Raw genomic sequence first — 24,907 nt, forward strand, 5'->3', positions numbered from 1 at the left:
TAAAAATATCATATAATACAGGTGTTGAAAGGTCAACAAAAGAAATCAAATATCGTAAGATAGTGATGATAGAAAGGAAGATAGAAATGGCAGGAGTTGTTGTAGTTGGAAGTATGTGGGGTGACGAAGGGAAAGGAAAAGTCACTGATTATTTAGCACAAAAAGCCGATGTTGTGGTACGTTATGCTGGGGGAAATAACGCTGGACATACAATTGTTTATGATGGGAAAAAGTTTGCTTTGAAATTGATTCCTTCAGGAATTTTTAGTGGACATGAAGTGATTATGGGTAATGGTATGGTTGTAAATCCTAAAGCATTTTTAGAAGAAGTAAAATATTTAAATGATGCAGGAATTGATACAAGTAAGATTCGTATCAGTGATCGTTGTCATGTGATTTTGCCTTATCATATTGCGATTGATAACATCCAAGAAGAACGTAAAGGTGCTCATAGTATTGGAACAACAAAGCGTGGGATTGGTCCAACTTATGTTGATAAGTATAGCCGTATTGGTATTCGTATGGGTGAATTTATTGATGAAGATTTGTTTTTAGAAAGATTAAAAGAAGTTTTCCCGATGAAAGTTATGGAATATCCTGAATTAGCTGAACAATTTAGTGTTGAAAGCCTCTTTGAAGAATATAAAGAATATGCTAAAATAATAAAGCCATTGGTATGTGATACAGGAATTTTACTTGATCAGTATTTACAAGAAAATCGTAAGGTTTTATTTGAAGGGGCTCAAGGCGCAATGCTTGATATTGATTATGGAACTTATCCTTATGTCACAAGTTCTCATCCAGGAGCAAATGGTGTGTGTGAAGGCGCAGGAATTGGACCTTTATATATTAAAGAAGCCATTGGAATTATCAAGTCATATACAACACGTGTAGGCGCTGGACCATTTCCAACAGAATTAAATGATGAAATTGGTGATTTTATTCGTGAACGTGGTCATGAATATGGAACTGTTACAAAACGTCCAAGAAGAACAGGGTGGTTTGACGCTGTGGTGGTTAATCAATCACGTAGAATATCAAGTTTAACAGGAATTGCTTTAATGTTGTTGGATGTTTTGAGTGGACTTGATACGATTAAAATCTGTACTGCTTATAAGTATAAAGGTGAGATTATTCATGGTTTACCATCAACTGTTAAAGGAATTGAAGAGGTTGAACCTGTTTATGAAGAAATGCCTGGTTGGCAAGAAGATATTACAGATGTGAAATCTTTTGAAGAATTGCCAGTCAATTGTCAAAATTATATTCGTCGTATTGAAGAATTAATTCATTGTCCTGTTGTGATGTTTTCAGTAGGACCTGATCGTAGTCAAACGGTTGTTTTAAAAGATATTGAATTTTAAGGAGGGAAATGAGTGAAAAGAGAATTAGTCATTGTTTTAGACTTTGGTGGGCAATACAATCAGTTGATTGCTCGTCGTGTGCGTGAATGCAATGTTTATTGTGAGATTTATTCTTATAAGATTGATATTGAAAAAATCAAAGCTATGAATCCTAAGGGAATTATTTTAACTGGTGGACCTAGTAGTTGTTATGAAGAAAATAGTGCAACTTATTCAAAAGAATTGTTTGAATTAGGAATTCCTGTTTTAGGATTATGTTATGGGGCACAATTGATGCAACATTTATTAGGTGGGAAAGTCGAACGTGCAAGTGTAAGAGAATATGGAAAATCAGAATTAACAGTTGATAATGATTCTGTTTTATTTAAAAATGTTGCAACAAAGAGTATTTGTTGGATGAGTCATTTTGATTATATTTCTCAAACAGCACCAGGATTTAAGATTACTGCAACAACACCTGATTGTCCTGTGGCAGCTTGTGAAAATGTAGAAAAGAACTTATATGCGATTCAATTCCATCCTGAAGTCTTACATACTGAAGAAGGAACAAAGATGTTATCAAACTTTGTATTGAATGTTTGTAAGTGTTCTAGAGATTGGCGTATGGATTCGTTTGTTGAAGAACAAATTCAAGCAATTAGAGAAAAAGTTGGGACAGGAAAAGTCTTATGTGCTTTATCTGGGGGAGTTGATTCCTCTGTAGCCGCTGTTCTTCTTTCTAAAGCGATTGGGAATCAATTGACTTGTGTCTTTGTTGATCATGGTTTACTTCGTAAAAACGAAGGTGATGAAGTTGAAGCTGTTTTTGGACCTGAGGGTAACTATGATTTGAATTTCATTCGTGTGAATGCGCAACAAAGATATTATGAAAAGTTAAAAGGTGTTGAAGAACCAGAAGCCAAAAGAAAGATTATTGGTGAAGAATTTATTCGTGTCTTTGAAGAAGAAGCAAAGAAGATTGGTGCAGTCGATTTCTTAGTTCAAGGAACAATTTATCCTGATGTTGTTGAAAGTGGCTTGGGTGGCGAATCTGCAGTGATTAAGTCACATCATAATGTGGGTGGATTACCTGATTGTGTTGATTTCAAAGAAATTATTGAACCATTAAGAGATTTATTCAAGGATGAAGTTCGTAAGGTTGGGTTGGAATTAGGTATTCCTGAATATTTAGTCTTTAGACAACCTTTCCCAGGACCAGGACTTGGTATTCGTATTATTGGTGAAGTGACTGAAGAAAAAGTAAAGATTGTTCAAGATGCTGATTTCATCTATAGAGAAGAAATTGCTAAGGCTGGACTTGATCGCTCAATTGGACAATATTTTGCAGCACTTACAAATATGCGTTCTGTTGGTGTTATGGGTGATGAGAGAACCTATGATTATGCAGTTGTTTTACGTGCAGTGAATACAATTGATTTTATGACAGCTGAGTCTGCAGAGATTCCTTATGAAGTTTTAAATAAGGTGATGTCTCGTATTATTAATGAGGTTCGTGGTGTGAATAGGGTATTCTATGATATTACGTCTAAACCACCAGGGACAATAGAATTTGAATAGTAAATAGAATGTAAAAAAGCCTTTAAATAAAGGCTTTTTTTTTAGTATGCCGGGCATGGCATATATCTAGGTGGTGAAAGTCCATTGTGGGGGTGATGTCGCAACTGCCAACCACTAGCCAATATCAAGGGTGTCTATCGTGAGGTGGAATCTGAAAGAATATGGAGGCAAAATCCTGGTCCGAGGAACACGAATCACATCAGGCGTATAATGGGGACGAGTGTGCTAAATAACACGAAGTCATAAGAGGTTGCGGAATAAAACTAGTATATGTAAATGTGGCGGATATATGGGAGGAAAGAGATATGACCTTATCCCGGGAGGTCTCATGATGGAGAAATCCTAGTAACAACGAATCATGAGAAGTCAGCAGAGGTCGTAGTAGCGAAGAAGTGGTACTATGTCAAGAAATATAACAGAAGAATTAAAAGAACAAGATCAAATGAAATGGGTTCAAGAAATGAATAATATAAGAGTCATGGTAGAAGAAATGTTGATCAATGTAATCATGGCTATGTAAATCAAAATAATATCAGCAAGATTTTTATTAGAAGATAAAAGGAGAAATAATTATGACTTTATATGAAGAATTTAAAGAAAAATATCTAAAGGATGATCTTATTGATTTCTTTATCGAAAAAAGAAAGTTCATATTAGAAAACAATAAGAAAGACTATCTAAATTATCTAATCAAGGAAGGGCTATTGGAAGAAGATATCACTAACGTAGCTAAGATGTCATTAGATTTATTTATTGTACAGGCACAAATGATATTGATTCATGATAAGGATATTGTTGAAACTTATTCAAAGCTAAATAAGAAACAAAAATCTATGTTATTTAGTGAAATCAATAAAAAACTTCGTTGCATGGTGTTAAATGAAATAACATACGTAGCTGAACTCGAACAGTATCAACGTTGATGAATAAATGTTAGCCTCTATTCAAGAGGCTTTTTCAATTTAACAAATAAAAAATCCAATTATATGAAAAAACTATTCAATTATAAGATGATAATTGATATAATTTTTATTGTTGAAAGGAAAATCAATATGCAAGTTAGTTATAATAATTTATTCAAAAAATTAATTGATAAAGGTTTGAAAAAGACAGAATTTGCAAAAGAAGCGGGAATTTCTCCTGGGACTTTAGCAAAATTATCAAAAAATGAGACTATTTCGATGGAAAATTTATTAAAGATTTATAAGTTTTTAGGTTGTAATAGTTTGGATGAAATTATAGAAGTTATTGATTGATTTTCTTTTTTGAGCTGAGGCTCATTTCGGTGTGGAATCATGATCTATCGTTTGATAGTGTTCAAGGCAAAGCTTAGATTCCAAAAAAATAAGTGAGAAGTGTAAACTAGGAGGACTTTATGAACAAAACAATATGTGAATTATTTGCCGGTGTAGGAGGATTTAGATTAGGTTTTGAAAGAGCCGATTCTGGATGGGAAACTACATGGTTTTCACAATGGGAACCAGGGGCGAGAACACAATGGGCAAATCAGTGCTATGTGCAACATTTTGGAGATTCACCAGATATAAATGGAGAATTTCATACTTGTGAAGATATTTCTACTGTAGATAAAAACGCTATTCCAGATCATACCCTTTTGGTTGGGGGATTTCCTTGCCAAGATTATTCAGTAGCTCAATCGTTATCTAGCTCAAAAGGTATCGAAGGAAAAAAAGGAGTTCTATGGTGGCAAATTAGAGATACCATCGAAGCAAAGAGACCAGCATTTTGTATTTTTGAAAATGTTGATAGATTATTAAAATCTCCAGCAAAGCAACGTGGGAGAGATTTTGGTATCATCTTAAGTTGTTTGAATGCCTTAGGATATTCTGCTGAGTGGAGAGTAATCAATGCCGCTGAATATGGTGCGGCACAACGCAGAAGAAGAGTATTTATTTTTGCATATAGAAATGATACGGTTTATGCTGACTCAGTAAAAGAAATGGACGAATTATCACTGATCAATTCAGATGGATTCATGGCGAAATCATTTCCGATTGAACAAGTAGAGAATTGTTTTGAAGGAACTTTGATGAATGATTTATTAGAAATGACAGATAAATTTTCATTTGATTTTAAATCAGCTGGATTGATGAGAAACGGAAAAATATATACAAATAATGTCGTTCCAGTAATGGAGACACCTATATTATTGGGAGATATCTTACAGTCTAATGTTGACGAAAGTTTTTATATAACAAACGAAAAAATGAGCAAATGGACATATTTGAAAGGTGCGAAAAAAATAAATCGTATATCAAAGACTGGACATGAGTATGTCTTTTCAGAGGGGCCTATTGCTTTTCCAGATTCATGGGATAAACCAGGTAGAACCATGCTTACAAGCGAATCTACTTTGAATAGAAGTACGCATGTTGTTTCAGATCCTGGAACAGGAGGATTGAGAACATTGACTCCAATCGAAGCAGAACGTTTACAAGGTTTCGATGACGATTGGACTAATAGTGGAATGCCAAATAGGATGAGATTTTTTTGCATGGGGAATGCTTTAGTAGTACCAATGATAACAAGAATGGCAAAAGTTTTAGATGGTATTATAGTAAATGAAAAATAGTATTATATCATAAAGGATGGTGATAATTGTGCCTAATCATATTTTTGAAAAAAAGGATGTTATACAGCGGCTTGAACATTATAAAGGTAAGAAATTTGAGGATATTGATAATAAAGGAATGTTTAAGCATGTACAAGACTTTAATTTACAAAAAGGTATTGCAGGCGCGGTTGTAGAGCAATGTATATTTGGTTATGACGCAGATACTAAACAAGAGGCGGATCTTATAATTATAGATGGTAGTGAATCAATAAAGACTGAGTTAAAAACCACAGGAATGCTGATTGAAACAGAGCCAAAAAGACATTATGTTGCAAAAGAGCCGATGTCAATTACCGCAGTTGGGGTCTATGATATTTCAGAACAAGAGTTTTATTCTTCCCACTTTTGGGAAAAGTTAGAAAATATGCTGATTGTTTATTATCATTATGCGTCAGACCATGCTGTTACACCATTTGAATACAAAAATTTTCCTCTTGTTGGATATGAATTTCATAAATTTTCGGAAGATGATATAGAAGTATTGAAAAATGATTGGGAAGCTGTTCGAAACCTATGCGCAGAGATTACAAGTCATTATCCAGGAATCAGAAATAGGGAATGGAAAGCAGCTGTTAAAGAGGAATATATTAATGTTCATGGGCAATTAAGAAAAGTATTAAGTTATATAAATTTAGCTCCGAAGTTTCCACCTAGGTTCAGATTAAAAAAACCTTTGGTTACAACTATCATTGCAAATCATTTTGGTTATAACCTTGAGCAAATACCTGGTAATTACACAACAATATCAGATATTGATAAAAAATGCCAAGAATTAACTTCAAAATATAAAGGGAGAACAATTTCATCGTTAGCTCAAGAATTTGGAATACCACATATTCGAGATAAAGAGAATAAATCTGTTACTGAACAAATAATAGTTGCAATGTTTGGTGGAAAATCTGAAAAATTGAATCAAATTAGTTTATTTGAGAAGTTTGGTTTAATAGGAAAAACAGTAGTTACCACTGCTAAAGGTGGCCGCACTGAAGATATGAAATTGTTTAAAATTGATTTTAATGAAGTTACACGATTAGAAGTGAGTGATGATCTTGAATGTAGAAAATATCAATTTGAAGATTCTGATTTATATACTTATTTTGCAGATCATGAATTTTTATGTATTATATTTGAAGAACCTAAACCTAAGGTTATTGAGGATTCATCAGGAATGTTTGTTAATATTACTCATAAGTTAGGTGATAACAGATTTATTGGGTTTAAGAGACTTGTGTTTAGCGATAAATTTATTGATGTAAAAGTAAGAAAAGTATGGGAGGATACTCGTACTAAGATTCTGACTAAAACTTTAATTGATGTTGTGCAGAGAAGAAAAGATGGATCCGTTATAATAAATAAGAATGGTGAAATCAGTTCTGTGCCAAATTTTATTAAAAGCAAAGATAATGATGTTTTTCTTAGGGGGTCAGGAAAAGATTCTTCCTGTAAAACAGAATGCGTCAATGGAATTAAAATGTTGCCTCAGTATGTATGGATTAAAGGAACTTCAATTGTGAAAGAACTCAATAAATTAGATTAGAAATAATAAGTTTGCAAAGGAGAATTAAATGAAAAAATATGTTTCTTTCGAAGAAATATGCAATCACAAAGAGAATTTTAAAAATTCAAACTTAAAATTGATTCCTGGAATGATTTATAAAGGTGGTAATAAAGGTAATCATAGTTCTGAAGTATTATCAAAATTAATGAAGGTTGGTAATACTGGAGGAATGCGTCCAAAAAATAATAAATATAAAAATACAGCTTATATTGTTTTGAATATTACACATGATAACAACGCATGGGAAGATTATATTGATTATAAAAAAGAAGAAGTTATTTATTATGGGGATAATGCAAAAAGTGAAGATTTATTTGAAACAAAACATAAGGGAAATAGAAATTTAAAATTTTTATTTGATAATATAGACAATCCTGATAATCAGTTCCCTTTATTTCTTTTTGAGAGGGATGCAGAATGTGTTAATAGAGATTTTAAATATATTGGGTTAGTAATCCCGAGTATATAATCTGATGGATTGAGCATTGTAAAAGAAAATAATAATGGAAAAGTTATTGAAAATTTTAAGGCAAGATTAAAACTGATTCAATGTGAAGTAGATTTTAGGTGGATTAATGATTTACTTGAAGGTATAAAACCATTAGAAAGTGAATTTTGCCCTTTGCCATGGGAAACTACAATTTTAAATTTTGGAAATGGATGCATAAATGAGTTGATTGCTAGTGGAGAAGAAAACTGGCAACAAGAGTCAATTGTTGAAAGTATAGCTGAAGGGAAGAAAAAGAAGATTTATACCACAAAATATGAAAGAAATCCTAAACTTAGAAAAAAGGCTATTGAAATACATGGTACAAAATGTGAAATTTGCGGTTTTGATTTTGAAAAGACATATGGAGAAGTTGGAAAAGGGTTTATTGAAGTTCATCATATAAACCCCTTATTCGAGTATGCTGAAGAGATGGAAGTAAATCCTAAATCAGATTTGATATGTGTATGTTCCAATTGCCATAGAATGTTGCATAGAAGGCGTGATAAAGTTATGGATATTAATGATTTAATCAAATTAGTTAATAGTAATTAATTTTAGTTTAGGAATGTATTGTGTTTGTTGTTTACAAATAGTTTATTAAATGTCTGTTGCTTAGATAATTACAATTAGGTAATCATCTAAGCAACGTTTTTTTATATTTAGACAATATATGAAAAATATTGTCTAAATATATTGACAAATATAAATATATTATGTATATATAAATTGTAGATATTTAATATATTATTATATTTGTAATGAGAGGTAAAAGTATGGCATCTGAAAAAGAGAAAATTGAACGTTTTAAAAGAGTTGCAGAGAATAGAACTAATAAAATAATTGATCAAATTCGTCTTCTTGGCAATTGTGCTAATAAATCGAACTATGAGTACGATGAGGAAGATGTAAAAAAGATTTTTTCTGCCATTGAAGCTGAGTTAAAGGAAACAAAATCAAAATATCAAACAAAAGCCAGAAGTAAAAAATTCGAACTATAAGGGGGCGTGATTATGAAAAAGTGGAGATTTTTATCAAATCAAAATTCTACAATAGTAGGGATAAATGATGCTGGAATAGAAACGTTTACTGCGAATATGAATAAATCTTTAGTTAGAGAAATTATACAAAATTCATTAGATGCAGTAATAGATGGGTGCACGGATCCAGTAGAGGTAGAGTTTGTGCAGTTTGATATTTTAAGAGAAAGTATTCCAGATGTAGATGAACTTCAAAGAGCAATTAACAAATGTAAAAAAAGTAATCAGAATGAACCTGATGCTTATAAATTTTTTCTTAATGCAGAAAATATCTTATCTCAACCTAAAATAAGAGTTTTGAGGATTAGTGATCACAAAACTAAAGGACTCGAAGGAACTGATACATGTGAAAAAGGAATTAGTTGGAGTAGATTGGTTAAGGAAAGTGGATCATCTAATAAAGGGCAGGGATCAGGAGGTAGTTTTGGAATTGGAAAAGCAGCTGCATTTGCATGTTCTGATTTGAGAACTGTATTCTATTCATCTAAAGATGCGCGAGGTTTGTTGTCAAATTTTGGCGTTGCAAAACTAGTATCATTTGAGGATAAAAATCCTGGTGACTGGACTACAGGTATAGGATACTATTCAGAGGATAATAGATTTGTAGCAATTAATGAGCTAACAAAATTTGATATTAATTATAATAGAGTTGATAGTGGTACTGATATTTATATTTTGGGCATGCATGATACAGATGATTTTGAAAATACTTTTACAAAAGCTGTATTGTTAGATTTTTTGGTTTCTTTAGTAAATAAAAAACTTGTGGTAAGAATACAAAATCAAATAATTGATTCAACTACATTATCAAAATATATGAATAAATTAAATCCATATGAAAGTGAAGAAATCAAGGATTTATTAGAATATTATCATCTATTAACATCACATGATCCAAAGATAAAAAAAATCAAACTTGATTCAGCAAAATATGGAAAACAATTTGGATTTAAAGATGGTGAATGTACTTTATATTTAAAAGAAGATGAGGGACTAAATCGGAAAATTATGATTACAAGAAGAGCAGGAATGAGAATTCTTGAGCAAAATAGGATAAGTGGTAGTATAGATTTTACTGGGGTATTGATTATCGAAGGTAATCAGATGAATGAATCATTTAAAAAGATGGAAGTCCCTTCACATGATGCTTGGGAACCTGGACGAGTTCGTGGTGAAGAAAAGAAATATAATAATATATTACTTGGACTCCGCAAGTATTTAAGAGAAACTGTAAAGGATTTATTCGGTAAAGTTACTACAAATTCAATGGATGCTTTGGGAGCGAGTGATTTTCTTCCTGATAAATCAACAGATGAAGAAGAAAAATCTTTGAAAAAAGATGAAATGAGTACAAGAATTAAAAGTCTTGAAGGTAAGGTAATAGAACCATCTAAAGAAAGAACAAGAAGCATTGATAAGGTAGAAGTAGATTCTGATCCTGAAGGGGAAACTGGAAGTGGTAAAGGTGAAGAACCTGGACCGGTAAAGCCAACACCTCCTCATCCTGGACCGGTTATTGGAGTAAATCCAAGAAATCAAGGAGGTTTGAAAAATAAAGAAGGAAATGAAAAAAATTTAAAGAAAATACAAGTAAAAAAAAGGTTGATGTGTACAAATGCGAAAAGTGGAATTTATCATCTAAGTTTTATTGTTCCTTCTAATACATCAGAAGCCAAACTAGAGTTTACACTTTCAGGAGAGCAAAGTGATTTCGAATTACCTATACTTAATGCAAAAGTATTAAATGGAAATGCGAAAGTGACTTCTATTAAAGGTAACAAGGTTTTTTTATCTGGTTTAGAAAAAGGAAAAAATTTAAAAACTGAAATACAAGTTGAATTTGATAAATATTGTATGATGGAGGTGGATTACTATGCGTGTAAAAAGTAGATTATCACCATATCCAATACTTGATAATTATGGAGACGATTATGTAAATTCTTCATTTGATGCAGAGTATGAGATGACTACACAATTTAGTGAAATATATGCGAAAATTAGATTTCATTTAGAGAATAAAGAAATTGAAGAATTAATAAAGAATGAAAAAGCACAATATTTAGTTCATGTTGAATGTCCATCTACATGTTTTCGTATGAAATTTAGTTCGACTGAGAATGAGATAGAATTCAAATTAAGTTCTGTTAATCTAGCAAAAATATTAGAAATAAGAACATTTATTGTTTTAACTCAAGATATAAAAAATTTTAAATCAGTTGATTTTCATCCGGATTATTTAGGAGAAACATTTAATCTTTTTAAACATCAGATAATTGCGATTGGTACAGGAAAAAATTATATTCTCAATAAAGATGATAGAGATTTAGAATCGTTACCTTCAGTAATACAGATAATGAAAACGAGTGATAAAAAAGGAAGTTTAACTGTAAATACAGATAGTGATAATTATATAATGGTTGGTCTATCTGAAGATGTATATGAATTATACGCTAGACTAGGTAAGAATACATATAAATCAACAGCTTTTAGCTTAGTATTACTTCCAGCTTTAATGATTGTTTTACAAAGAATGCATGCAAATAAAGATGATGAAGATTACAAGTCAAGGCATTGGTTTCAAGTCATTAATTCAATTTTAGAAAACAATAAACAAAAATTGGATGATATTACTATAGAAAATGATACTTTGTTGATGGTGTGTCAGTCTATATTTGCAGATCCAATTTCCAGAAGTTTTAAGGAATTGGATTCTTGTAGTGAAAGGATGTGATTTTAGTGAGATTATTATATTTGGATCAATCAGCAATTGATGATTTAAAAATGAATTATTCAATATACGAAAATCATTTTTTTGACGAAACTAATGAATGGTTTTTAAAAAAGTTCAATGAAAAAGGATGGATTAAAGAATCTAAAATTCAATGTAAAGATTTTGAATTGAATTATGATGAAGATTTTAATGTTTCGGATAGGAAAAATATAGAAATACTTTACGAAGCATTGAATGATCTAAATCCTGCCAATGCATTGGATGAACGATTATGGGCTGGAATGTTGTTTGGTCAATTTTGGAAGTATGTAAAATATAGAAGAGCGGAGGCGTTTAAATCTGGAGATGAAAGAGAGATACTGAATTCCTTTCTTTTCCTTCGTGGTACAAAAAGGAGTTGTTTTATAAATTGTTTATCTAGATTATGGTGGGCTGGTTACTTACTATATGACAACAAGAATTCATATCACTATAAGGCGATTGATTTAATCACAGAAAGTGCTTTTTCTTCAAATATAATGCTATTGTCATCAAGTAATTTTATGGCAAATAAATCTTTGGCATTAGGGGTAATGGATTGCATAAGTTCTCGTAAAGAAAAAGGAGAAAAAATTGGAAGATATCATTTTGTTGAAGCCAATAAATATTTGAATTGCTTAGGTGGAATAACTTTGCTGGATACAATGACAAGAGAAGAAGTTCAGAGTATTGTTAATGAAAGATTAAATAAAGTATATGGAAATATTCGAATTTGATATATATTTTTCCCTCTATTATAAAAAAGCTTTACCAAGAATTAAAACTGATTTACTGAACTTTATTATTATAAAACATGATTTTCATATGCTTAAAATATCCTTAATAGAACTATTTGTTACGAATCGTATAATATAAACAAATGAAGCATCAAAAGTTAAATACTACACAAGAAGTTTCTAAACGTATGAAAGCATTGAGTATTAAAAAAAGTAAGGTAGAATCTGTTCTTGCGAAAGCATTATGGAAAAGGGGATATAGATATCGGTTAAATTATAAAAAATTGCCGGGAACACCGGATATAGTGTTAGTTAAATATAGAATTGCAATTTTTGTTGATGGTGAATTTTGGCATGGTAAAGATTTTAATATAAATAAGGAAAAATTAAGAAATAATAAGTCATACTGGATAGAAAAGATAGAAGAAAATATTCAACGCGATATAAAGAATGATAATTTACTACGTCAAATGGATTGGATTCCTCTTCACTTTTGGAGCAATGATGTAAAAAAATATTTAAATTATTGTTTAGATGAAGTAGAAGATGTTATCTACGAGATTAGTTGCAGAGAGTAATTTATTATTGATAGTGATTTGTATTTTGTAATAATCACTAAAGCTATAATCGATTATAAAATTAAAAAACATAATAAGGTGGTGAATCATTACGAAAAATAATTATAAAACATTGGAGACATCAGTAAGACGAAGTTATGCAAGTGTTGTGTGGTCGCATAAGATTCAAGAAAAACAATGTGATATTTATACAAAGCAATATAGATATTTAGAAACACTAAATATTATTGCTGCGTCTACGACATCGGTTGGAATATTATCATTAATATTTACTAATCAATTTTGGATTAAAATAATATCTGCAATTTTATCATTTGTTACAATATTTGTGAGTGCTTATTTTAAATCGTTTGATTTACATCAGATGACTTTAAGTAATAAAACTACAGCAAATAAACTGTTATGTATTCGAGACCAATTATATTTAATCATTCTAAAAATACACATGGAATGTGATTCTGCAGATGATTTACTAATACAATACGAGAAAACACTTGAAGAATTAGATAAAATATATCAATCTGCTCCGAATACTACAGATAAGGCGGTAAAGTTGGCAAGAAAAGCTTTAAATGTAAGTAAAGATAATACTTTTACAGAAGATGAAATAAATGCATTTCTTCCTGATGAACTGATAATGGAGGGAAAATATGAGTAATTTAGTTTGTAAGCATGGAGAAATAATAGCTTTAGATATTAGAAGTAAGATTTCGCAAAGATACCATACTGTCACAAAAGCAATCAATAAAGAATTTTGGAATAGTTATAGTGACACTGCTAACAGTTTATATGTTGGATCTTATGGAAGGGGTACAGCAATAGATACAAGTGATTTAGATATTTTAGTGTGTCTCCCAGAATCAGAATACTATCGTTACGATGCGATGAAAGGTAATGGTCAATCAAGATTGTTGCAAAGTGTTAAGAATGCAATATTAAATGTATATCCGAGAAGTGATGTACGAGCTGATGGACAAGTAGTAAAAATTAACTTTTCAGATGGAATGAAGTTTGAGATATTACCCGCATTTAAGGTGTTTGATTGGTTCGGTAATTGGACAGGAACATATAAATATCCTGATACAAATATGGGTGGAAATTGGAAATCTACAAATCCTAAAGCTGAACAAGATGCTATGGCAAGCAAAAATAAGAGTAGTAATGGTTTGTTATATGATACTTGTAAACATATTCGTAGAATAAGAGATGACCATTTTAGCAGTTACCATTTATCGGGAATTGTGATTGATAGTTTTGTTTATAATGCTATTGGAGGATGGCGATGGTCTGAACCGGGAAGTACTTCTTCTGCAACAATAGGTTCATATGAGCAGGTCTTGATTGATTATTTTAATAGCCACCTTTTTTGGGGGCTTCCTATAAATGCTCCAGGTAGCAATGACTTAGTTTCTACTGATACGAGTATTGAATGTTTGAAAAAAGTACTTGATTATATGACTAAATAAAAAACGATCACACCAGAGAAATTAATACTCTAGTGTGGTCATTCTTTTTAAAAGTTCGTTTAAAGATTGTTACTAACAATTGATTTTATTCAATTTCTAATTTTGCTTTCTAAATTCTAACATATTTTGAGTATATTATAAAATTCAGAATATTTTATAAAATCTGATTATACTTTTAATAGGTATTAAAACTTAAATATTAACCATTGAGATAATTTGTATGCATTAGACAAAAATAAATTGAAAAATGTATTAAAATTTAATATTTGACGATACCTTTTCGCTACCAACATATTATAAAACTTTTATAAGAGAAGTAATAAATAGACAAAATAACAATATTTGACATGAAACGTTAACAAATATGTTAACTATAATCGTTTCATTTCGGAGTTTGAATAGTTGAAGCCATGCTGTAAAGTCCTTAACCATAGGGTTTTACAGCTTTTTTCTGTTTTTATTGCATATTACTTATTGCATTTTTTATTTGACTTCTCTGTGGTAGATGGCAGTGTGCTGATTGCTGGTATAATTTGCAATGCTTTGTGAAGCTGGTTTATATTGCAAAATGCTAGTCAATTTATTAGCAACTTCAAGATTAGTGTTGGGATATAAATGTCCATATGTTCCCAGCGTGGTCTGTATCTTTTCATGTCCCAGACGTTCCTTGAGTAGCAACGGGTTTTCTCCCATACTGATAAGCAGCGAAGCATGGGAATGGCGTAACGCATGAATTTTAATACGATGGACACCAGCTAATTTCGCAAGTTTTCCAATGCTCTAGGTAGGGTGGTTTTACTGGTAGGCGTACCATTATAACTTAAAATCAGTTTGCATTTTGGGAGGATTTTTTGTTGCACTTCTTTCCATACTTTTAGTTCATTGATAGTATCAGCATCAATGTATAGGGTGCGGATGCTTGCCTGTGTTTTAGGCTCAACAAATTTGTAATCAGTCATGGTTTTGTAATACAGAGTTTTTGTAATACTTAACATTCCTGTTTCAAAGTCTATATCACTCCATTGCAGAGCAGCGGCTTCACCAATACGCATACCTGTCATAAATAATAGCCAAAATGACATAAATAGGTAGTGTTCGTAGTAATCACCTTTATAAAGCAAAGAAATTACTTTTTGAAATTCTTCCAACGTCCAAAAGTCAACCTTAGTCTTTTTACTCTTGATATTTCCTATCATTCGTGAGGGGTTCTTTTTTGCTAAACCGAGAACAATCGCTCTATCAAATGCAATAGAGAGCATACCTTGTACTATGCGAATGTAGTTGGGACTGAATTCTTTTGTTATTTTCAGTTGCCAGTTTTGAACATTGATAGGCTCTATCTCATCTGTAGCCATTTTATAAAAATACTTAAAATGTTTTTTATGGTAGAACAGCGATTTATGTATGTGCTTTCCTTGACTTGTGTTTTATACCAAGGAAGATAGGTTTCTTCAATAAATTGTTGGAAAGTCACTTTACTTTTCTAATCTGTTAATTCATCTACCGAGGTCAAAAAAAGCTTTGAATATTCTTCTTTGCTTCTTTTTTTGTTTTGAAACTGCTACGGTATTTTTGTATTTGTTTACCTGTAATCGGATCATAACCTAAATTTGCTCTAAAATAATATGTTCCGTTATTTACTTTTTTAATAGGGTCTTTTGCCATAATTTCACTCCTTACATAGAAATGCAAGAAGTACAAATCAATCTTGTTTTTCAGTAAGTGATATCCCTAATAATTCTTCTACGGCTTCTTTAGGAACTCTATCCAGTTTACATGACTGATAATAAGTATGTCCTTTAGCAATCATAAGTTTTTTGGCTTCTCTTATGATGTCTGCTGCAAAAGAAGTTCCATAGCCTAGTGCTATTAAGTCTTTTTTTGTTACAGTAACCATAATCCTCCTTTCCATAGGCTAGATAAATGAAACCTCAATATCTGTCTATTATTACAACAAGTTTTAAGCAAATATGCCCTATTAAATTCGCATTTCTTGCAAATCGTTGATATTATAAATTATGGGTAATCAAACAGTCCAGAGGCTCACGGGAGTTCCACCCCTGCATACACGGTGCAGCTATATCCTTTGCGTGCGACGCTTCAAACGCTCAAGCTAAGGCTATATAGGAGTATCATTGTAGGATATGTAGCGTCATGGCTCACGACCGTTCCAGAGGTCGCTTGCGGAACACAAATAGGTATCGCTCACTTACAGGTGTAAGGTCAAGGCGTATTTGTCCGCAGGCTCGGCACATATCTAAAGTATTTGATTACCTTATTCAATTTTCAAAGAGCTATAATTGGGGAATCTGAAATGAGGTGGTAGGACACTCCCGAATACCATTTATTTCACTTTGACTTCAAAATCTAAAATTGCCTTAATCAATGCAGCTCTTATTCTACCTTTCAGTTCCATATCAACCACGATATACATATTTCCGTGTTCATCATAGAAAGGTTGATGCTAGAATAGAAACCGTACTAGTTAAATGGAAGAATTAAAGCATCATGTGGTATAATGTCATTAATTATTATCATTAGAAAGCAAGAGGTATTTAATTATGACTAAACCAACATTTACTGATGAATTTAAACAGGGAGTTGTTCAATATGTCCTTGATCACCCAGATGAATCTAAAGTATCAATTGCCAAGCGTTTTGGCATTGCTGACAGTACTATTCATAAATGGATGAAAGATGCTGATAAAAATAATGGAACTATTGTTTCAAGAGGTTCAGGTAATTTCTCAAGTGATGAGGCTAAGGAAATTGCTCGATTAAAAAAAGAACTTAAAGATACTCAGGATGCACTCGATGTCCTAAAAAAGGCTATTGGCATACTGGGAAAATAATCAAGCAGGATCTGTATTATCAGGTAAAAATCAAAAAACAGGATGATAAAACAGCTTCCATTTCCAGTATGCTTGAAAAACTAGAATTAAGCAAATCAGGTTATTATGATTACGTTAACAGAAAACCTTCCAACCAGAAAAAAAGAAAACAAGAACTTAGCGAAAAAATAAAATCAATTCATGAGGAATCACATGAGATATATGGTGCCCCAAAAATAACTGCAAAATTAATTCAGTCAGGGATTAAAGTCAGTGAAAAATATGTAGGGAATATTATGCGAGAAATCGGTATAAAAGCACATTATATCAAGCCTTATACAATGACCACTAAAGACTGCGATTTCTCACCTAAGCTAAGAAACATCCTAAAACGTAATTTCAATCCTGAAAGACCAAATTCAGCGTGGTGTACAGATATCACATATATATGGATACAGGAAGATGGATTTGTGTATCTGACGAGTATAATGGATTTATATTCAAGAAAATAAATCCTCAAAGAAATGTTTTTAAAACCTAAATAACGGTTTTTATTCAATGTTATTGAAAACATCAACTCTTTTTATCAGATATAATATAAGTATCTAATGAAAGAGAGGTACCTTCAATGACTAACAATGACGAACTATTTCAACAATTTATCGATGATTTTAAGAAATTAGATTTATCATCTCTTGATGAACTTTATTCTCAGTTTCATGATTTCTATCTTGAACAGGAATTTGATAAATTCTTCAAAAAAGAAATTCATGATATTCAATCACAACATATTGTTTGTCCTGATTGTGGATGTAAACACATCACAAAGGCTGGTTTTGACCAATTTGGTGATTAACGCTACAAATGTCATAATCATGACTGCAAAAGAACAACTTTCACTTTGAAAAGAAATACATTGATGTATTATAGTAAATCTTCTAAGCAACAATGGCTAATCTTCTTTGAATGTCTTTTTCATGGTGAAACCATCAAAACAACTATGGATAAAGTTGGAATCTGTGAAAATACAGTTCTTGCATGGAGACACAAGACAATGTATTTGATTTTTAAAATGTTAGAACACGATAAGCTGGAGGGTGAAGTCGAAATGGACGAAACCCTTTTTGGCTATCATACAAAAGGTAAACTTAAGGAAATTGATGTTGAAAAGCCTAAAAAGAGAGGAATCTCAGAAGATAAAATTAGTGTAGCGTGTGCAATTGATGAAAAAGGAAAAACAATCATCAAGGTCATCAATCGAGGAAGAGCTACAAGCAAGTCATTAATAGATACATTCAATGGATATATCGATAAATCGAATTTGGTCATAAGTGATAGCTTAAGATCATATCACAAGGTACAAAAGACATTGGGATATGATTGGATAAAGATACCTTCAGGTAAATCATCATATAAAGGCTATACGCTAGATAGAGTAAATTCATTGCATGGAAATATTAAAATGTATATAGGACATTTAAGAGGAGTAAGTGTATCTTTTCTTCAAGGATATTTATCATTATATGAATTAATACAAAGATATCCCAGATATTATCAAAGAAAATCATATAGAGATATAGTTTTAAAAATCATGACTACAGCTATGCCTTATAGAGGCAGTGATTTTGACGAGACTTTTTCTTACGTTTAACTAGAAACATTTCTTTGAGGATTTATTATTCAAGAAAAATAATAGCCTGGAAACTAACAAGAACAATGGAGGTAGATGAAGTGTTGAAATGTCTTGAAGAAGCAAAAGCAAGGAGAAAGGCAGATAATCCAATAGTGATTCATAGTGATAGAGGTGTACAATTCACATCGAAAAAATATTATGATATGACAGTTGGAATGATCAGCAGTTATTCAAAAAAAGGGAATCCCTGGGATAACGCATGTATAGAATCATTTCATGCATTAATTAAAAGGGAATGGCTAAACAGGAAGAAAATCAATGATTATGAAGAAGCATATCAGAAGGTGTTTGAATATATAGAAGGGTTTTATAACACAGTAAGAATTCATTCACACTGCAATTACCAATCACCAAACAAATATGAAAAAAACTTCAATTCGAACAAATTAAATTAAAATTTCTTACATTTTAGTTGTCCGAAATCTTGACATAGTACCAAAAGTATTGCAAGATATGATTTTGATAAGGCAGAAGATATTTATCATCAATTAGAATTATTATATCCAAAGCGCTATGCAATGTTAGAAGAAATGAAAATAGAAAGATCTTTATCAGTTCAATTAATTGATATTATTTTTGCAATTGAAAATTCCTCTAATCATGTAACAAGTTATTATAACAAGAAAACACAAAAAATTATTTCGCTTTTTGAAGAACTTATTGATCAAGACTTAATTGATGAAATAGATGAAAATTGGGATCAATATATTGCATTGCCATCTTCATATGATGTTCATGAATATCAAATTATGCAAGATTTTATTCTTAATCTAAAAAATAAAGATATAAGAGATCAATTATGGAACACGATTCATGGAAAAGGTGCTTTTCGTCGTTTTAAAGATTTAGCGGCACGCTTTGGTGTTCTTGAAGACTGGTTTTTGTATTTAAATCAACAATACAGAAAAATAGCTATCAAATGGTGCAGAGAAAACAATATCATATATGTAGAATGAAAAATAGAGAAGAGGAAGATATATGGAATGAAGTATAGCACAATCAGTAAGGAAGGAATTTATATATGAGGTTTATAGTAAAAATATATTAAAGACTAATTGGAAATATTACTAAAAATGATATTATCAATATATTAATAATTGTTTACAATTACATGAATAAGTAGGCTATTTCTAAGTATAATTTTGATTTTTATGATTTCATAATAATTGTTGAAATACTTGACAAAACATTAAAAAATGTTGTTTATATCATATAAATTTAAAAATTAGTATTAATAACTGCTATATTTTATCTAGGTTAAACAGCAACATATGATGTATTGCAACCAAAAGAAACAATAAAAGGTTGAGTGAAATTACATGCGATTACTAATAATATATGATTTAAGTCTTATTAAATATTTTAAACATTTATTGCTTATTATAATGTATCCATGTTACAATATGCCTATGTTAAATTGAAAGGAAACGAATAATGAGTAAAGTAAACAAATTAGGACAATACAAAGGTATTGAAGTCAATGTAGAAAAACATATAGCTACAAAAGAAGAAGTTGAACAACAAGTTCAAGCTTTAGTTGCGCAAAATCCAACATTAGTAGAAAAAGATGGAGAAGTTGCACATGGTGATATCACAACAATTGATTTTGAAGGATTCAAAGATGGTGTTGCTTTTGATGGTGGTAAAGCAGAAGGACATCAATTAGAAATTGGATCAGGTCAGTTTATTCCAGGATTTGAAGATCAAATGATTGGAATGAAGAAAGGTGAAACAAGAGATTTAAATTTAACTTTCCCTGAAGATTATGGAATGCAAGATTTAGCTGGAGCTGATGTTGTTTTTAAAGTTAAATTACATAAAATTGAAAATAAGCAAGAGTCAGAATTAAATGACGAGTTTGTTGCTTCATTAAATTTACCAAACATGCAAACTGTTGAAGATTTACATAAACAAATGGAAGCTTATATTCAATCTCAACATGATCAAACATATAGAACAAGTGTTGAAAATGCTATTTTTGAAAAATTATTAGATGATAGTGATGTTGAAGTTGGTGATGAAGATGTAGAAAAAGCAATGAATGAACATATGAATCATCTTCGTAATGAATTAGCTAGACAAGGTATGACTTTGGAACAATATTTACAAATGACAGGTGCTAATGAAGATATGTTACGTCAACAATTAGAACCTGCTGCAAAACAACAAGCAAAATTTGAAGCTATTATTGATGAAATTGTGAAAGTTGAAAACTTAACAACATCTGATGAAGAACTTGATCAACAAATTGAAGCTATTGCTAATCAAAATCAAATGACAGTTGAGCAAGTTTTAGAACAAATTAATAAAGAAGCATTAAGACATGATTATAATCGTGTAAAAGCAAGTCAATTGGTTATTCAAAGTGCTCAAATTAATGGATAATTAAATTTCAAAATTAAAAGATATAATTACTTTAGAGGTAAAGTATAGTTATATCTTTTTTCTTTTTTTAAATTAGCTTAGACTACATATCGATTGCTGGAGAATCTAATAAGGATGGTATATGGTTATTTGCATTCCAATATGATTAGATTATGAATTTGGTGGAGTTGTTAAGGGATTATTCAGTATGATTAATTTGCATTCCAATACGGTTAGATTATGAATGTTGCTTCTGCTTTAGCACTAAACGATGTCCCTGAACCATTTACATTCCAATATGGTTAGATTATGAATTACTTGTAATTAAAATTAGTACTTGCTATTATTAGCATTTACATTCCAATATGGTTAGATTATGAATAAAACCGTTATGATTGGTTTAGAGTTCTTTGTGATAAATTTACATTCCAATATGGTTAGATTATGAATTAAAGAATTAGCGTGGAAGTCTAGATTTCATCATGAATTTACATTCCAATATGGTTAGATTATGAATGAACATGCCATTTATGTCGCACACAACTTTATCGTAATTTACATTCCAATATGGTTAGATTATGAATTTCTGATGAAATGCCTGGTTTAATTGGTTCTTTTGCAATTTACATTCCAATATGGTTAGATTATGAATAGAAAATGAATTACATGGACACATACAATGCAATTACATTTACAATCCAATATGGTTAGATTATGAATTCATAAAATATATCCGTATCATACATGTCAAACATATTTACATTCCAATATGGTTAGATTATGAATACCATCAATTCGCAATTTCTTGTTTCTTAATTTGCAATTTACATTCCAATATGGTTAGATTATGAATGCAATGGTTGATAGAGGAGCGATGACTCCTAATCAAATTTACATTCCAATATGGTTAGATTATGAATCTTTTGCGTGGAACTAGTCCAATTGAAAGTAATGGATTTACATTCCAATATGGTTAGATTATGAATCATTTTCTTGCAATAAAAACATATAAAACAAAACCAATTTACATTCCAATATGGTTAGATTATGAATGCTGGAATAGTTCTTCTAATGCTGGCGGTTTCTATATTTACATTCCAATATGGTTAGATTATGAATATTACACTTGCAAACAACAGAAAACTGCTCTCTCAAATTTACATTCCAATATGGTTAGATTATGAATCATAATTAACAGCAGATAAAGTCTTTCCGCTACCCTGATTTACATTCCAATATGGTTAGATTATGAATTGTTATTCATATTCCTGATATAAAAGAGCCTTTTTCATTTACATTCCAATATGGTTAGATTATGAATTGTTAGACAGGCTCTTACATTAAATAGGCATGGTAAATTTACATTCCAATATGGTTAGATTATGAATGATACTGCTAATTATGTTATTTCTACTTGTAAAGAAAAATTTACATTCCAATATGGTTAGATTATGAATTGTAGGATGTAATAAAAGAAAAATTAGAACCATCCAAATTTACATTCCAATATGGTTAGATTATGAATCTATCATAAATTTTCAATTCAATAGAACCATCTTTTATTTACATTCCAATATGGTTAGATTATGAATGGTTCTGTTGTTTTTTGGAGTGGTGTTCATTTCGCTATTTACATTCCAATATGGTTAGATTATGAATTTAGTGCATTAGTATTACTTGTACTGATTTCAATTATTTACATTCCAATATGGTTAGATTATGAATTTATAAAGAAAGGAGTGTTGATCTAAATGTTTTCTTTATTTACATTCCAATATGGTTAGATTATGAATATTAAGTATCTTATCTTGCCGGAGTTTCAAAAGAAATTTACATTCCAATATGGTTAGATTATGAATCCGTGAAATCAAAGTAATTGCTCTTAATAACAATTAAATTATAGCATAAGATAGTTGTATAATCTACGCCTTTTGTATTTATATAAAATTAATTTTATAAATTTTGTAAATGAGTTGTGTCAATCTCTGATGATTTTTACATAATTGAAATCGACAGATATGTTTATAGATATACGTTTTAATTCGCTTTAGAAGAGAACATTTTTTTCTTTTAACAAGTATAATGTATTATTGAAAGGAAGAATAAAAATGGATAAATTAAAAAAATGGTTACTTGATAATGAAGAATTTGATGAAGATGAAAAATATTTAGTTACTGTAAAAAAATACGAAATCAATGATTATAATATTTTAGAAAAGGTAGGCGAAGATATTAAACAAAACGATATCGTAATATGTAATATAGAAGAAAAACACTTAATAAGAACATTAGATTTTATTGATGGAATTTCTTTTGTATTAGATGTAGAACATGTGATTTTAACTAAAAATATACATTTGTTTGTACCAAAGAATATATGTTATAAATCTATTTCATAAAGAATCTCATTTACTAGAAATAAATTATAAATTTTATTTTGAATACAGTAAATAATTACGATATCAAACTGATTATTTAATGCTAAAGAATAACCAGCACTATTTAGAAGAAGCTCAAATTCGTCGATACTTAGCTCTAAAGCTAGACCTAAAGCAATAATAGTTTTTTTGGAAGGATGATATTGTGGATTTCTTAGCTTTGAAAATAATTTGGCATTAATATGTGCTTTTTTATAAATATATGAATCTTTCTTATTAGGATATTTATTATTTATAAAATAATACAATAATTCAATAAATGTATGAAAAGCAAAAGGATTTTCTTGAAGAAATTCCTTATTACTTTTCATTTTTATTTCTAATTTTTTTATATCTTCAATTATATTATTGATTGTCATTTTCTATAAAATTATCCAGTAAGTATTTTTTAAATCTATTAATCTGTTCTGCGTTACCAGATATTTGTATTATTCCACCAAATCCAATAATCCACGAATAAAATGTATTATTAATTATATGTTTAACTTGTACTCTATATATATTTTCATTGACTTGATAAGGATGAATATCTTTTCCAAATTTATCAATGATATTTGGATAAATCGATTCATGAAAATCAAGTTCTATTGTTTCTAATTCTCCTGCACTATACATATATGTAATATTTTTAAGCTTTTCATGGAAACATTGAAGATTATATTCGTCAAAGAAAAAGAAAGAATCTTCAATAATTTCGACATCTCTAATATAATCTAATCTGTATAACAAACAATCATTTGAATTTCTTGCTCCTTGACATAATAAATAATATTCATTATTTGAAAAGCAAGTATCTATTGGGGCTAATTCAACTCTTTTTGAAGAGTAGTTAACTTTAAGAGAAGGTTTTTGATAGGAAAAACGAATTTTTTTCTTTTGCTGAATAGCTTGTGCAATGACTTCTAATTCTTTGTAAAATACTTGATCATTTTCATTTTTGACAACATGTAAATTCAACTTTTTATTAAAATATGCTTGATAATGAATGCTAAACATATTTTGAATTCTCTTTTTATAATTTTCTTTAGTTTTTAGTGTGAAAAAGTTAGAACTATATACAAGATCAACAATTGCTTTTGCTTCCATTGTATCTAAAGAAGGATTAACAAAATAATAATAATCATTTCTACCTTCTCTATATGATTCGATAATAGTATCTTCATAATATTCATTATAATATTGAACATATTTTTTGATGAGACGATAATCTATATGAAAATCATATTGGAGTTCATATAATTTATCTTGAATATCTTTAACTGTCATGCTGTGTTTTTCATCACTGTTTTTTATGATTATATCTATTACAGCAATGAATTTTATATAAGAATTACTATCTTTATTTCTTTTCATTTATATCACCTGATTTCATACTAAGAGATTACTGCATTAAAGTCAATAATATATGCT

Annotated in this window: 29 protein-coding genes, 2 pseudogenes and 1 CRISPR repeat array; of the genes and pseudogenes, 24 read left to right on the top strand and 7 right to left on the bottom strand. The window is 30.1% G+C overall.

Annotated features, from left to right (window positions below):
- Positions 1-86: 86 nt before the first annotated feature.
- The 16 genes from EDD60_RS01230 (at position 87) to EDD60_RS01305 (ending at position 14,171) form a co-directional block, all read left to right on the top strand.
- The gene (locus EDD60_RS01230; RefSeq protein ID WP_066451451.1) at positions 87-1,364 is read left to right on the top strand and encodes an adenylosuccinate synthase; all 1,278 of its coding nucleotides are present in this window, start codon (positions 87-89) and stop codon (positions 1,362-1,364) included.
- 12 nt (positions 1,365-1,376) lie between these two features.
- Positions 1,377-2,921, top strand: a complete 1,545-nt coding sequence (gene guaA / locus EDD60_RS01235; RefSeq protein ID WP_066451444.1) for a glutamine-hydrolyzing GMP synthase — start codon at positions 1,377-1,379, stop codon at positions 2,919-2,921.
- A gap of 400 nt (positions 2,922-3,321) precedes the next feature.
- The gene (locus EDD60_RS01240) at positions 3,322-3,441 is read left to right on the top strand and encodes a TnpV protein (protein WP_082787490.1); all 120 of its coding nucleotides are present in this window, start codon (positions 3,322-3,324) and stop codon (positions 3,439-3,441) included.
- Between the two features lie 52 nt (positions 3,442-3,493).
- A complete protein-coding gene (locus EDD60_RS01245) occupies positions 3,494-3,844 on the top strand; it encodes a hypothetical protein (protein WP_066451406.1) in 351 nt (116 codons plus the stop codon).
- Positions 3,845-3,973: 129 nt separating this feature from the next.
- A complete protein-coding gene (locus EDD60_RS01250; protein WP_066451500.1) occupies positions 3,974-4,177 on the top strand; it encodes a helix-turn-helix domain-containing protein in 204 nt (67 codons plus the stop codon).
- 119 nt (positions 4,178-4,296) lie between these two features.
- On the top strand, positions 4,297-5,514 hold the full coding sequence (gene dcm, locus EDD60_RS01255) for a DNA (cytosine-5-)-methyltransferase (RefSeq protein ID WP_066451403.1): 1,218 nt from the start codon (positions 4,297-4,299) through the stop codon (positions 5,512-5,514).
- A gap of 28 nt (positions 5,515-5,542) precedes the next feature.
- On the top strand, positions 5,543-7,093 hold the full coding sequence (locus EDD60_RS01260; protein WP_066451399.1) for a MutH/Sau3AI family endonuclease: 1,551 nt from the start codon (positions 5,543-5,545) through the stop codon (positions 7,091-7,093).
- 28 nt (positions 7,094-7,121) lie between these two features.
- A complete protein-coding gene (locus EDD60_RS01265) occupies positions 7,122-7,583 on the top strand; it encodes a hypothetical protein (RefSeq protein WP_066451394.1) in 462 nt (153 codons plus the stop codon).
- 9 nt (positions 7,584-7,592) lie between these two features.
- A complete protein-coding gene (locus tag EDD60_RS01270) occupies positions 7,593-8,156 on the top strand; it encodes an HNH endonuclease (protein WP_102135727.1) in 564 nt (187 codons plus the stop codon).
- Between the two features lie 221 nt (positions 8,157-8,377).
- A complete protein-coding gene (locus tag EDD60_RS01275; protein WP_066451392.1) occupies positions 8,378-8,602 on the top strand; it encodes a hypothetical protein in 225 nt (74 codons plus the stop codon).
- 12 nt (positions 8,603-8,614) lie between these two features.
- A complete protein-coding gene (locus EDD60_RS01280) occupies positions 8,615-10,531 on the top strand; it encodes a hypothetical protein (protein WP_132226125.1) in 1,917 nt (638 codons plus the stop codon).
- Positions 10,515-11,372, top strand: a complete 858-nt coding sequence (locus EDD60_RS01285) for a hypothetical protein (RefSeq protein WP_066451387.1) — start codon at positions 10,515-10,517, stop codon at positions 11,370-11,372. Before EDD60_RS01280 ends, EDD60_RS01285 begins: the two co-directional genes overlap by 17 nt.
- Positions 11,373-11,377: 5 nt before the next feature.
- Positions 11,378-12,127: a DUF6339 family protein gene (locus EDD60_RS01290; protein WP_066451383.1), complete on the top strand. Its 750-nt coding sequence runs from the start codon at positions 11,378-11,380 to the stop codon at positions 12,125-12,127.
- Between the two features lie 143 nt (positions 12,128-12,270).
- The gene (locus tag EDD60_RS01295) at positions 12,271-12,705 is read left to right on the top strand and encodes a very short patch repair endonuclease (RefSeq protein ID WP_066451380.1); all 435 of its coding nucleotides are present in this window, start codon (positions 12,271-12,273) and stop codon (positions 12,703-12,705) included.
- A 112-nt stretch (positions 12,706-12,817) separates the two neighbouring features.
- Positions 12,818-13,363, top strand: coding sequence for an SLATT domain-containing protein (locus EDD60_RS01300; protein WP_066451377.1), 546 nt, complete (start codon positions 12,818-12,820; stop codon positions 13,361-13,363).
- Positions 13,356-14,171, top strand: coding sequence for an SMODS domain-containing nucleotidyltransferase (locus EDD60_RS01305; protein WP_066451375.1), 816 nt, complete (start codon positions 13,356-13,358; stop codon positions 14,169-14,171). Before EDD60_RS01300 ends, EDD60_RS01305 begins: the two co-directional genes overlap by 8 nt.
- 483 nt (positions 14,172-14,654) lie before the next feature.
- Here the strand turns inward: EDD60_RS01305 and EDD60_RS01310 are convergent.
- The 5 genes and pseudogenes from EDD60_RS01310 to EDD60_RS01320 all read right to left on the bottom strand — a co-directional run.
- Positions 14,655-15,526, bottom strand: a pseudogene (locus tag EDD60_RS01310) (site-specific integrase).
- Complete coding sequence (locus tag EDD60_RS16785) at positions 15,508-15,645, bottom strand: tyrosine-type recombinase/integrase (RefSeq protein ID WP_449560090.1); 138 nt, start codon at positions 15,643-15,645, stop codon at positions 15,508-15,510. Before EDD60_RS16785 ends, EDD60_RS01310 begins: the two are co-directional and overlap by 19 nt.
- A 35-nt stretch (positions 15,646-15,680) precedes the next feature.
- On the bottom strand, positions 15,681-15,836 hold the full coding sequence (locus EDD60_RS16790; RefSeq protein WP_449560091.1) for an Arm DNA-binding domain-containing protein: 156 nt from the start codon (positions 15,834-15,836) through the stop codon (positions 15,681-15,683).
- A 37-nt stretch (positions 15,837-15,873) separates the two neighbouring features.
- Positions 15,874-16,068, bottom strand: coding sequence for a DUF3173 domain-containing protein (locus EDD60_RS01315; RefSeq protein ID WP_066451372.1), 195 nt, complete (start codon positions 16,066-16,068; stop codon positions 15,874-15,876).
- 447 nt (positions 16,069-16,515) lie between these two features.
- Positions 16,516-16,617: pseudogene (locus EDD60_RS01320) on the bottom strand (helix-turn-helix domain-containing protein); the annotation flags it as partial.
- Between the two features lie 115 nt (positions 16,618-16,732).
- Between EDD60_RS01320 and EDD60_RS01325 the strand changes: the two are divergent.
- The 8 genes from EDD60_RS01325 (at position 16,733) to EDD60_RS01360 (ending at position 23,458) form a co-directional block, all read left to right on the top strand.
- Complete coding sequence (locus EDD60_RS01325; protein ID WP_066451369.1) at positions 16,733-17,023, top strand: transposase; 291 nt, start codon at positions 16,733-16,735, stop codon at positions 17,021-17,023.
- A gap of 68 nt (positions 17,024-17,091) precedes the next feature.
- The gene (locus EDD60_RS01330; RefSeq protein WP_102135726.1) at positions 17,092-17,514 is read left to right on the top strand and encodes an IS3 family transposase; all 423 of its coding nucleotides are present in this window, start codon (positions 17,092-17,094) and stop codon (positions 17,512-17,514) included.
- A 116-nt stretch (positions 17,515-17,630) separates the two neighbouring features.
- Entirely contained in the window at positions 17,631-17,858 is a 228-nt protein-coding gene (locus tag EDD60_RS01335) for a hypothetical protein (protein ID WP_066451361.1), read from the top strand.
- Positions 17,859-17,921: 63 nt separating this feature from the next.
- A complete protein-coding gene (locus tag EDD60_RS01340) occupies positions 17,922-18,653 on the top strand; it encodes an IS1595 family transposase (protein WP_066451358.1) in 732 nt (243 codons plus the stop codon).
- 14 nt (positions 18,654-18,667) lie between these two features.
- Positions 18,668-19,090 (top strand): integrase core domain-containing protein, encoded by a 423-nt coding sequence (locus EDD60_RS01345; protein WP_132226127.1) that lies wholly within the window; start codon positions 18,668-18,670, stop codon positions 19,088-19,090.
- A 135-nt stretch (positions 19,091-19,225) separates the two neighbouring features.
- Complete coding sequence (locus EDD60_RS01350) at positions 19,226-19,651, top strand: UPF0158 family protein (protein ID WP_165973112.1); 426 nt, start codon at positions 19,226-19,228, stop codon at positions 19,649-19,651.
- A 478-nt stretch (positions 19,652-20,129) separates the two neighbouring features.
- Positions 20,130-21,080, top strand: a complete 951-nt coding sequence (gene tig, locus EDD60_RS01355; RefSeq protein WP_066451353.1) for a trigger factor — start codon at positions 20,130-20,132, stop codon at positions 21,078-21,080.
- A gap of 127 nt (positions 21,081-21,207) precedes the next feature.
- Positions 21,208-22,918: direct repeats of the CRISPR family, unit length 31 nt; unit sequence ATTTACATTCCAATATGGTTAGATTATGAAT.
- A gap of 249 nt (positions 22,919-23,167) precedes the next feature.
- On the top strand, positions 23,168-23,458 hold the full coding sequence (locus EDD60_RS01360; protein WP_066451351.1) for a cell division protein SepF: 291 nt from the start codon (positions 23,168-23,170) through the stop codon (positions 23,456-23,458).
- Here the strand turns inward: EDD60_RS01360 and EDD60_RS01365 are convergent.
- Together EDD60_RS01365 and EDD60_RS01370 are read right to left on the bottom strand one after the other, a co-directional pair.
- The gene (locus tag EDD60_RS01365) at positions 23,440-23,856 is read right to left on the bottom strand and encodes a hypothetical protein (RefSeq protein WP_066451346.1); all 417 of its coding nucleotides are present in this window, start codon (positions 23,854-23,856) and stop codon (positions 23,440-23,442) included. The genes EDD60_RS01360 and EDD60_RS01365 overlap by 19 nt on opposite strands.
- The gene (locus EDD60_RS01370; protein WP_066451345.1) at positions 23,843-24,850 is read right to left on the bottom strand and encodes a WYL domain-containing transcriptional regulator; all 1,008 of its coding nucleotides are present in this window, start codon (positions 24,848-24,850) and stop codon (positions 23,843-23,845) included. Before EDD60_RS01370 ends, EDD60_RS01365 begins: the two co-directional genes overlap by 14 nt.
- Positions 24,851-24,907 lie beyond the last annotated feature (57 nt).

Source organism: Longibaculum muris, assembly GCF_004343035.1.
GTDB lineage: Bacteria > Bacillota_I > Bacilli_A > Erysipelotrichales > Coprobacillaceae > Longibaculum > Longibaculum muris.